We start from the raw sequence: 9,921 nt of genomic DNA on the forward strand, positions 1-9,921 counted from the left end.
TCAAGTTACGTCTCAGGCGATCTGGCTGAGTGGTTGCAGGACAAAGGCATGAAGCATTCACGCGGCGCACCCTACCACCCTCAGACACAAGGCAAAATCGAACGGTGGCATCAAACCCTGAAGAACCGCATCCTGTTGGAAAATTACTTCCTGCCTGGTGATTTGGAAGCCCAAATCGAAGCCTTCGTCGATCACTACAATCACCGTCGTTATCATGAGAGCTTAAACAACGTCACGCCGTCTGACGTCTACTTCGGACGGGACAAAGCCATTCTACAACAGCGAGAAAGGGTCAAACGAAAGACGCTCGAAGCGCGCCGCTTGCATCACAGGCAACGCGCCGCATAATCAAACCAACCAGATGAGCCAAACTCTCTCTTAGTTTAGGCCGCCTTTGGACCCAAAAACTCTGCCGACGCACACGGCAGGGCAGGGGGCGTCACTTTGGCCTTGTGATGAACTGAGTTGTAACTCTTATGCGGTGCTTCAACTGACCCGATCAGGATAAGCAGCCATTTTATCAGTTTGTCACCAACTCGACCAGTTTGAATCAAACGCTTTCCCAGAACACTTGGAACGGCCAACTCAAAAAACCTCGTAGATTTCCAATCAACGTCAGTTTTGACCCAACTGGTTTTTGTCTTGCTTGCAAGTTCAAAATCACTATCTGTCGACCCGCCTTCGGAAGTAGCCGCGCTGGTTGAGATAACGAGTGAAGCAAGCGAAATCGTGAGGAAATGTCTACCGTTCATGCGGGTGACAATACTCCGTATTCTCAAACGCCAGTATTGGTTTTTTGGTGGAAGAACTCGCCGTTGGCTCGGGAAGGGTTCACACGTTATACACCCATGCGTAAGTCACCGTAAACATTGTACTTTCGGTGATTTTGAGCTTAAAACCTGGATCGTTAAATAAATCAGTAATAACAAAGGGTTAGGAGGCGTGGGCCGCCAGTGGGCCATTGTGGCCCGCAAAGGCCCAGTGAATTACCCACCTGTGGCTCATACTGTGAGGTAGTTTTTTGATGTCATTTTGGGGAGGGTGTGTTGCGTTGCTCGACAGGCAATTGTGCTAATCAAAACTGTCCACAGCAAGGTAATGTTTACGATGTTATAAATTTTGGGTTTCAAGAGCGCACTTGCCTCTTTTTAACTTCTTGGCCCGCGAGGCATAGAAGGGTATAAAGGTCTCAGCATCAGACAGCGGGGCTTCGCAAGTCGCTGATGCAAGCGTACCCTTGAGGTCAGCATACCACGGTAAAGCGCACCCGCATGAATACAGGCTTCCCTTGGGGAGCCTTCTTTTTTCGGGTACCAATCTGCTCTTGGGTATTTGAACATTCTGAAAAGCAGATCTCTTAATGAGTGTTTTGATTTTTTCTCGCCTGGGGCGTTTGGTAAAATCCACGTATTTTGAGTAATAAGATGTCCAACATTATATGACGACGGACACTTCTGGGTCTCCGGCAAACAAGGGGCAGTTCGGAACGCTTTGGCTTGACCTTTTTTGGCGCGCGCATTGGCTCGAAAAACTATTTGCAACAGGGCCCTCAAACGCTTGTTTATTTGCCTTCTAACACCTCCTGCACATCTGCGCACAAGCTCTCGAGGATGCTGTCGACATGGCATCGGATAACAATCAAACCAACCTGCAAATCACCTTCGTTAAGGTCTCCCGAATTTTCTATTAGCTCCTTGATAGGGAAAATTATCTTATCCGAAGCTGCTTGCCTCTTATGTGAAATGGAGTGTTTCATTACATTCACCACTGGATATTTTTCCTTTACTTACATAAGCTTACGACCATTCCAAGCAGTCTACTCTCGAGATATCCAGAGACTTTCAGACTCTTGGTGAACAGCTGCGTTGTCATGGCCTCAGAGGTTGTGTGTTTCATCGGTACCTTCAGCTAATGCCCAGCCCTAGAGCTTAGGAATTGTTTCATCATCTGACGGGACTAATATCTTCCAAACTTGTAGCATTCACTATAGATGACACATTTTGGTTTATAATTGGTTAATTGTCTGAGCTACCCCCGAAAATCGGACACTGACGTAAGCTGCAATTTGTAGTCCTTTGATCTTCAGCACGAAGGAGATCGACGATGTCGAAACGGAAGCAACATTGAACCGCGCCGGGTTTGCAGGAGGCTGATTTGTCTTAGTTACGCTGCCAACCTCATTGGTTCTGTTTTTCTTTCATAGGCCTCATCTGGCGTCAATATTCCGTGGGTCGAATGTGGGCGTTCAGAGTTGTAGTAGGTCAGCCATTTGCCGATCCCAGCCCGCATCTGTGAACCTGCCTCAAAGGCGTTTAGATAGACGCATTCATATTTCAGGGACCGCCAAAGCCGTTCAATCATTCGGATATCAATCCAGCGTCCACGCCCGTCCATGGATATTTTTACCCCGGCATCTTTTAGCGCCTGTGTCCATTCAAAGCCGGTGAACTGGCTGCCCTGATCGCTGTTCATGATCTCGGGTTTACCATATGTGGCCAACGCCTCATTAAATGCCTCGATGCAGAAGTCCGCTTCCATGCTGTTTGATAACCGCCAGCTCAAAACCTTGCGGCTGTGCCAGCCCATGATTGCCACCAAATACAAGAACCCGCGCCGCATCGGAATGTAAGTGATGTCGAAGCACCAGACCTGATTTGGCCGATCAATTGTCAGCCCCCGCAGCAGGTAAGGATAAATCTTGTGCCGGGGGTGCTTCTTGCTGGTGTTTGGCGTCTGATAAATAGGGACCAAACGCATCAGACGCATCAATCGACGGACCCTGTGGCGGCCGCACTTTTCGCCTTGCCGCTGCATATAACGGGCCATTTGACGCGAACCGTACCACGGTGTCTCCAGGAACTGCTTGTCGATGATTGCCATGAACCGCAGGTTCTCGGCACTTTCACCCTTCGGCTGATAGTACAGGTTGGAACGCGTCAGCGTCAGCAATGCGCACTGACGACGAACGCTCAGCTTATGATCCTTGCTCACCATTTTTTGCCTCGCGTCCCGAGCAACTGAACAGAGGCGTTGGCCAAAAAACCCCGTTCCACTACCAACTGACCAATCTTGGAATGCAGCTTATCGATTTGAGCTTCATCGACCCGCTCCAAATCGCCGCCTCGTTTGGAAAATGTTGAGGCCATGTTGTCAATCGCAGCGCGTTTCCACGTCCCTATCTGGGTAGGATGTACGCCGTGCTTCTTGGACAACTCAGCCAGCGTCATCTCCTCGCGGATCGCTTCAAGCGCAACCTTGGCCTTGAAATCGGGCGAATGGTTCTTTCGTTTCGTCATTTTGAATCGTCTTTCTCATAAGTCGATCCATCTTAAACACTGGTCCGAAATCCCGCGGCCACCTCTGTTTTACCGAAGCCCAAATAATCGGAATGATCAAAGCACCGGACATTTCAGGGGAGCAGGTCAGTTGGACCACTCAAGTGCGGCAGCTCAATTTTTTCAGAAGTCTTAAATTCCTATTTACATTTATTAGCGAAACTAGAGATGAAGATAGATGGAACCACAAAATGATAATTAAAATCGGTCATTTCCTCCCCCAACAAAGTAGCGCAGTTGAGGTAGACGTCTGTGACATTTCTTTGTCAGAAGTTGAAGGCCAGAATGACGTTATGCGCTACATCACTTTAAAAGCACTTGACGAAAGAAAAATCTCCCTGCTTGATATAGATGAAAATGTGTTTTCTATGAGCAAGGGTGAGCTACTCCCCAATAGCTGGACAGGATCTAGCGTAATTTAAGCTACTCTTCGTTCCTGCTGATCTGGGTTTGTTGTTTCAATTCTCTGCCAATAGACCACAGCTGGAAGCTTGCCGCCAAGTGCTGAGTGTGGGCGTTTGTAATTGTAGAACTCGATCCATTTTCTGACACCTGCCTTCGCCTCTGATCCGGTCTCCCAGGCATGTAGATAGACGCATTCATATCTCAGGGGCCGCCAGATTCGTTCGACGAAGATGTTGTCGAGGAACCGCCTGGACCTGTCGCGGTTTGATGCCGCTCCTTTGATAGCATTTACTGCAACAAAGGAGATTGACTATGGGACTGAAACGGACGGACGAATTCCGCCAAGATGCGGTGCGTATCGCACTTACCAGCGGGCTTACCATTGCCCGGCAGTCGTTTGCTTGCAAACGATGAGAGGGGCGTAAGCAGGTGGCGAATGATCTTGGCGTTGGAATGTCGACGCTGAATAAATGGATCACGGCACATCCGCTGCCCGGCAGTGCATGTTTACATGCATGAGAGGGGAGACATAGACGTGGTGTCAAAAGAGGATATGAGCCTCGCTCAAGAGAATGACCGGCTTCGGCGCGAGATCCGCATTCTCAAGGAGGAGAGGGAGATCTTAAAAAAGGCCACCTATTACCCGGCAGGTGATTACGTAGTAATCTGCCGAGAGGGCAGTTCTTTGCGGGCCAAAAGCCCCTCTCAGCGATGTAAACATCGCCTGTCAGGCAGCGCATGAGGTTCAGGTTTGTCGAAGAACATATTGCTCGTTTCCCGATCAAACGGTTGTGCCAGGTTGTTGGCGTCAGCGCGCGTGGATTGCGGGCCTTTCGAGGTCGCCCTGCCTGCCGCAGGCAGCGGTCTGATATGGTCACACTGGCGCACATCCATTGCCCGGCAGTCGAAACGCAGTTTCGATGAGAGGGGAGGAGCAATCGCGTCTCAGCTTGGGTAGTTATGGCAGGCCGCGCATGACGGAAGAACTGAAAGAGATTGGCTTGGATGTTGGACACCGCCGTGTGGGAAGATTGATGCGCCAGAACGGCATATCTGTTGTTAGAACACGTAAATACAAGGTGACGTCCATTGCCCGGCAGGCGATTGCAAAGCAATCTGCCGAGAGGGGGACAGTAACCACAAGTTCAATATTGCACCAAACCTGCTGGACCGCGACTTCAACGCTGATGCCCCAAACCAAAAGTGGGCTGGTGACATCAGTTACATTTGGACGCGTGAGGGATGGTTGTATCTGGCTGTCATCCTCGATCTGCATTCTCGGCGGGTCATTGGCTGGGCCCCCTCTCATCGAAACTGCGTTTCGACTGCCGGGCAGTGGTCAGCAACCGCATGAAACGTGATCTGGCGATCAGAGCCTTGCAGATGGCCATCGCATTCCGGTCACCGCCGAAAGACTGCATCCACCACACGGATCGCGGCAGCCAATATTGTTCTCATGATTATCAGAAGATCCTGCGCCAACATGGGTTCAAGGTGTCCATGAGCGGGAAGGGCAATTGCTACGACAATGCGGCGGTCGAGACGTTCTTCAAAACCCTTCTCGGGACATTGCTACGCAATACCCTGTCAGGCAGTGCATCAAAGCCGAACTGATATGGCGGCATCCCTGGGAGACACGGCGCAAGGCAGAGATGGCGATCTTCCACTCTCATGGTTTGCAAGCAAACCACTGCCGTGCAGCGGAATACATCAACGGGTTCTATAACCCGCGACGTCGCCACTCAGCACTGGGCTTGAAAAGCCCCGTCGCCTTCGAACGAAAGGTGGCTTAAACGAGCACTTGGGGCGGCACTAAAACGTGACAGGTCCAATTTGTTCAACAGCCGCCGCGTGCTGGAGCCTATCGGGAATATCCCGCCAGCCGAAGCTGAGGCAAACTTCTATGCAGCTCTGGAAAGATCAGACATGGTAGCGTAACTAAGACAAATCCGCCTCCGCCAAACCCGGCGCGGTTCAATTTGTTGATCTGTCTTTGGTCTTGTCGCGCACTTCACCAAGCTTTAACTTTAGGAGTTTAAGTATTGGTCACAAATTAGCCATTTTTCGGCAATCACTTAGTAAGTAACCTCCCTCAATCTCAGTGGAAACGAGATTGTCGAGATTGCTATGCTTACATTCAAAATCGAAGATGGTGACAACCTAAACGGCGCCGAGTCCGGCAATACAATCACTTTGTCACATTTTGGTATGAACTTTGTTGCCGAATATGAGCGAATTGGTGATCAGCCATGGGAAAAATACGACGAAGTTGTTGCCTCAATTGGGCCAGGCGCAATTCGCTACCCAGGAGGTTCTTCGGCTGAGGAGAATTTTGATATCAAAAACCCCAATGCATCCGAAGTGACGCTATCGAATGGCGCCACCCGAAAGACTATGGGGGCGTATGATTTTGCAAGCTATTGTAAGCAGGCAGGTCTGCAATCAACATTCATTATTCCAACACATCAATTGTTGAAATCCGATCCCAATAATCCCAATAGACTAGTGCTAGACCCTAGCTTGATCCCATTTGTAAGGGAATTCGTGTCAACCGTATTGGAGTTATCAGGTGGGTCCATTTCATCCTTTGAGATCGGCAATGAATATGAAACCTATATGGACAATAAAGAATACGGGCAGCTTGCAAATGAATTAGCACCCATTATTCAAGATGAAATCAACAAATACAAATCCGAAAACGCGTTTAATTCGGATTGGGACGAACCTGAGATTGCTGTCCAGGTTTGGACATGGGTGGCCCAAGATAATTCAAGCGTGACTACAGAAGATCTGGGTGTTCGTGCGCATACTGAATTTGGATTATTTTCAAATGAAGCACTACAGTCAATAGATTCCTTAGTAACACATTGGTACGCAAAAGATCGCTCAGGTGGGTTCAAAGAAGCATACTGGGATCTCGAAAAAAGCATTCAAAACTCGTTGGGCATTCTCTCAAAATGGGAGGATTATTCCTCAAATGATGTCAGTTTCCTCATTTCTGAATGGAACACGCACCTCAGAGAGGACACGTTTTACGGGTTAGCTCAAGTACCAATCGTTGTCAAAATGTTCACCGAGTTTGTGCAGGCGGGCATGGATAAACTAAATTTTTGGTCAACGCAGTACCACGGGAATGCACTGGCGCTAGATAATGGAACCTTAACTGCCGTGGGAGAAGTATTTGCGTATTTGAGCGATAATGCCACTGGGATGGCAGCATATGACCTGTCATCAGGAGATGATAATGTAGGCTCCGTGGCTTACTTCAGCGAAGAAGAGGGTATTGTCTTGATTTCGAACCTTTCCTCGTCGGCGATCAATACTGATGTGCTATTGAATGGTCTAGATGGTCGTTATCATATCACCTCGGTAGGGGTGGTCGGAGTGGATACTACCACCGCAGATGGGGCTTATCGGAATTATACTGGTTTGGAGATTTACAATGAGCCCGACCTTCCAGGCTATATCCATTGGTCAGATTTAAATTTAGGTAGTTGGCAAGAAATAGAAGTTCAAATTGATCCTTTTGCTACTGTTATTCTTGAACTAGAAAAGGTGCCTGAGGTCGTAGGAACTAGCTCGGATGATCAGTTTTTTGCCTCTTCGTTTGCGCAAGATTTTTTGGGAAAATCAGGTTTCGACATTGTCTCTTATACTGAAGCGACGGAAGGTGTCACAGTAAGCTTTCAGGATAATGGAAATAATTCTGGTTGGGCACAATACGATATCTATGACAGCATTGAGGGTGTCCGTGGAAGTGATTATAATGACATTCTTCTTGGAGACAGTGCCGCCAATAGTTTTTGGGGCGGCAGCGGCAATGACGAAATACACTCAAAAGCGGGCAATGATTTTGTAAATACTGGTTTGGGGGTCGATACCGTTCACTCAGGTTGGGGGGATGATCACTTGGAATTGGTCGGGACCTCAGGTGAAATTTATGCTGGGGATGGAAATGACTTCATTTCATATTTGCAGGGTGGCTATGAGATTACCGGGGGCAATGGCTTCGATACGCTGTCTTTCGCCGACGCGAAACAGGGGGTTAGCGTTTGGTTTATGGAAGGGGTAGTCGAAATTGATGATAGCCAGGAAGAGGTGATATTTACCGATATCGAGCAATTTGAATGCACTAATTTTGACGACAGGTTTACGATTCAAATAGGTCAAGCAACCGCAGACCTTTCTGGTGGCAATGATACTTTGACCGTTGGTGGGTTTGGCGGAGGAGAATTTTATCTAGGCGGTGGCGACGATTTTTCAGTTTCGCATGGGAATAACGTAACCATTCACGGCGGTGAAGGAGAGGATGTGATGTTTTCGTTTACAGGTGCTGTTTTGGAGGGGGGCGGTGGTGATGATAAGATACTCAGCGTCGGACAGGACCAAATAATTTTTGAACTAGATGATGGAAATGATGAGATCCGTTTCTTTTCTGTGAATTCTGATGTGTTGACACTTGGGGACATGGCGGTAAGTGAGGTCAGAGCTGGGAACTACTCTATTTTAAGCACCGAAGATGCAGTTGTATTGGACTTTACTAATGGCGGTTCGCTCACGTTTTGGGATGCCGACGCCCATCAAATTGCTGTTATGATTTATCTGGATTATTGTTGAATGTCATTGAGAACTGACCCGGTATTGTCACCGAGATTTGACCCGCTCTTAGTTATGTATCGGTAGCTATGCTTTGGTCAATGTGGTGGCCTCCTTTGTGGTTTTTTTGCAGCCTCTGAGCTGGCCTTGAAGCGGTAGCTGTCGTTGCCTGTTTCGAGGATGTGGCAGCGGTGTGTGAGCCGGTCGAGGAGTGCTGTTGTCATCTTGGCATCGCCGAAGACCTGCGCCCATTCGCTGAAGCTGAGGTTGGTCGTGATTGAAGTGGTCCTGCTTTTTCGGACAGTTTTGCGGCTCAGCTAAGATGTAATCTGGTTGGTTTCATGCCGCCTTCTGGGATCGTTCTGTGTCAAAGAATGCGTCGTCAGGGGGGCGCTTGTCGAGAGCCGTGTGAGGCCGCTCGGTATTGTAGAAGCTGATCCAGTCTTTGATCACGCGTTTGGCTTGGAAGCCGTCCTGTAATTCATGCAGATAGACGGCCTCCTGCTTGAGCGACCGCCACAGCCGTTCGATGAAGATGTTGTCGAGATACCGGCCGCGCCCATCCATTGAGATTTTGACATCCGCCTCGCTCAAGGTGGTGATCCAGGCTGCACCCGTGAACTGCGATCCCTGATCGGTATTCATGATCTCTGGCTTACCATATTTGGCAATTGCCTCCTTCAATGCCTCGACACAGAAGCTGGCGTCCAGCGTGTTCGACAGCCGCCATGCCAGCACCTTGCGCGTCGCCCAATCCATGATCGCGACCAGATATAGAAAGCCACGGCGCACTGGGATGTAGGTGATATCACTGCACCAAACATGGTTCGGGCGCGTTATCGGCAGCTTTCTCAGCAGGTATGGGTAGATGCGATGCTCGGGGTGTTTCTTGCTGGTGTTTGGCCCTTTGTAGATGGCCTGTAGCCCCATGATACCCATCAGGCGGCGCACACGATGACGACCTGCGTGGAACCCATTCCTCGGCAAGTAGGCCGCAATCTGACGGCTGCCGAAGAACGGGTATTTGGTGAACCCCCGATCAATCTCGTTCATCAGTTCCAGCGTCTCTGCATTCACACCAACAGGCACGTAATACAGCGACGAACGACTGATCTTCAGCAGTTTACATTGTTTGGTTAGGCTCAGATCGGTTCGATCTTTTCGGATCATCGCCTTGCGTTCCGTCGGGCTCATCGCTTCAACCCTTGTGACAAAAAATCGTTTTCGACCGCCAGCTTCCCGATCTTGGCGTGAAGCTCTTTGACTTCGGCCTCGTTATCCTCAGCCCGCCTGACCTTATCGGAAAATACCCCGGTCAGCCCATCAATCGCCTGCCGTTTCCACGTCGTCACCTGCGTAGGATGAACCTTGTGCTTCGCCGCAATCTCTTGCGCGGTCTTATCACCACGCAGCGCCTCAAGCGCCACCGTGGCTTTGAACTTGTCGGAAAAACTGCGTCTCTTCGTAAGCGGTGCGCTGCCCCCACCTTCCAGACGACAAGCTGATCTGCGAGTCCGTTTCCACGTGTAGATTTGGAATGGAGGCGGCGTTGGTAGGACATATAGAGCACCATATGGAGGACATT

6 protein-coding genes and 3 pseudogenes are annotated in these 9,921 nt (G+C 49.5%); 4 read left to right on the plus strand and 5 right to left on the minus strand.

Annotation, left to right across the window (positions count from 1 at the left end; genetic code table 11):
* The coding region (locus KKW20_RS16350; RefSeq protein WP_214568984.1) for an integrase core domain-containing protein at positions 1–348 on the plus strand (348 nt) is incomplete at its 5' end.
* Between the two features lie 35 nt (positions 349–383).
* Here KKW20_RS16350 and KKW20_RS16355 read toward each other — a convergent pair.
* Together KKW20_RS16355 and KKW20_RS16360 are read right to left on the minus strand one after the other, a co-directional pair.
* Positions 384–752, minus strand: a complete 369-nt coding sequence (locus KKW20_RS16355; RefSeq protein WP_214568986.1) for a hypothetical protein — start codon at positions 750–752, stop codon at positions 384–386.
* A 1,411-nt stretch (positions 753–2,163) separates the two neighbouring features.
* Positions 2,164–3,296, minus strand: a protein-coding gene (locus tag KKW20_RS16360) for an IS3 family transposase (RefSeq protein WP_214568988.1) whose coding sequence is annotated in 2 segments (ribosomal slippage) — positions 2,164–3,044 and positions 3,044–3,296 — 1,134 coding nt in all. Because the reading frame shifts where the segments join, the coding sequence is not laid out codon by codon here.
* Between the two features lie 92 nt (positions 3,297–3,388).
* Here KKW20_RS16360 and KKW20_RS16365 point away from each other — a divergent pair.
* Positions 3,389–3,757 carry a hypothetical protein gene (locus tag KKW20_RS16365; protein ID WP_214568990.1) on the plus strand — a complete coding sequence of 123 codons (369 nt, stop codon included), beginning with the start codon at positions 3,389–3,391 and terminating at the stop codon, positions 3,755–3,757.
* On the opposite strand, the pseudogene KKW20_RS16370 reads toward KKW20_RS16365, so the two are convergent.
* Positions 3,754–3,987: pseudogene (locus KKW20_RS16370) on the minus strand (integrase core domain-containing protein); the annotation flags it as partial. The gene KKW20_RS16365 and the pseudogene KKW20_RS16370 sit on opposite strands and share 4 nt — an antisense overlap.
* Before the next feature lie 206 nt (positions 3,988–4,193).
* On the opposite strand from KKW20_RS16370, the pseudogene KKW20_RS16375 reads away from it, so the two are divergent.
* A pseudogene (locus tag KKW20_RS16375) lies at positions 4,194–5,533 on the plus strand (IS3 family transposase).
* Between the two features lie 334 nt (positions 5,534–5,867).
* Entirely contained in the window at positions 5,868–8,357 is a 2,490-nt protein-coding gene (locus KKW20_RS16380; protein ID WP_214568992.1) for a calcium-binding protein, read from the plus strand.
* 77 nt (positions 8,358–8,434) lie between these two features.
* Here KKW20_RS16380 and KKW20_RS16385 read toward each other — a convergent pair.
* Both KKW20_RS16385 and KKW20_RS16390 read right to left on the minus strand, forming a co-directional pair.
* Positions 8,435–8,614: pseudogene (locus KKW20_RS16385) on the minus strand (ATP-binding protein); the annotation flags it as partial.
* A gap of 61 nt (positions 8,615–8,675) precedes the next feature.
* A protein-coding gene (locus tag KKW20_RS16390; RefSeq protein WP_214568996.1) for an IS3 family transposase occupies positions 8,676–9,829 on the minus strand; the annotation gives its coding sequence in 2 pieces (ribosomal slippage) (positions 8,676–9,532 and positions 9,532–9,829; 1,155 coding nt in all).
* Positions 9,830–9,921 lie beyond the last annotated feature (92 nt).

The sequence above is a fragment of the Aliiroseovarius lamellibrachiae genome, assembly GCF_018599245.1.
Taxonomy (GTDB): Bacteria; Pseudomonadota; Alphaproteobacteria; order Rhodobacterales; family Rhodobacteraceae; genus Aliiroseovarius; species Aliiroseovarius lamellibrachiae.